Source organism: Streptomyces mutabilis (assembly GCF_014649815.1).
GTDB classification, from domain to species: domain Bacteria; phylum Actinomycetota; class Actinomycetes; order Streptomycetales; family Streptomycetaceae; genus Streptomyces; species Streptomyces mutabilis.
Map to the genome: position 1 here is coordinate 1 of NZ_BMTT01000217.1, position 593 is coordinate 593.

Sequence of the window (593 nt, forward strand, 5' to 3'; positions counted from 1 at the left end):
TGGGCGTTATCTTCAAAAAAAGGGCTATACATCTTATGCTCCACAATATGAAGGACATGCAGCGCCCCCAGAAGAAATATTAAAATCTAGCCCTTTTGTTTGGTTTAAAGATGTTTTAGATGGTTATGATTATTTAGTAGATCAAGGTTACGAAGAAATAGCAGTAGCTGGTTTATCATTAGGTGGCGCCTTCGCATTAAAACTAAGTTTAAATCGTGATGTGAAGGGGATTATAACTATGTGTGCACCTATGGAGAATAAAACAGAAGGTTCGATTTATGAAGGCTTTCTTGAATATGCACGTAACTTTAAAAAATATGAAGGCAAAGATCAACAAACGATTGATCAAGAAATGGAACAATTTCATCCAACTGAAACCCTGAGAGAACTGAGTGACACTCTAAATGGAGTTAAAGAACATGTCGATGAAGTAATTGATCCAATACTTGTCGTACAAGCAGAACAAGATACAATGATTGATCCTCAATCAGCAAATTATATATATAATCATGTCGATTCTGATGAAAAAGAAATCAAATGGTATCAACATTCAGGTCATGTGATTACCATTGATAAAGAAAAAGAGAAAGTCT

1 protein-coding gene is annotated in these 593 nt (G+C 34.6%); it reads left to right on the plus strand.

Going from position 1 to position 593, the window contains the following annotated elements:
- Nucleotides 1-593: serine aminopeptidase domain-containing protein (locus IE142_RS40095; RefSeq protein WP_191889479.1), on the plus strand; the 593-nt coding region annotated here is incomplete at both ends.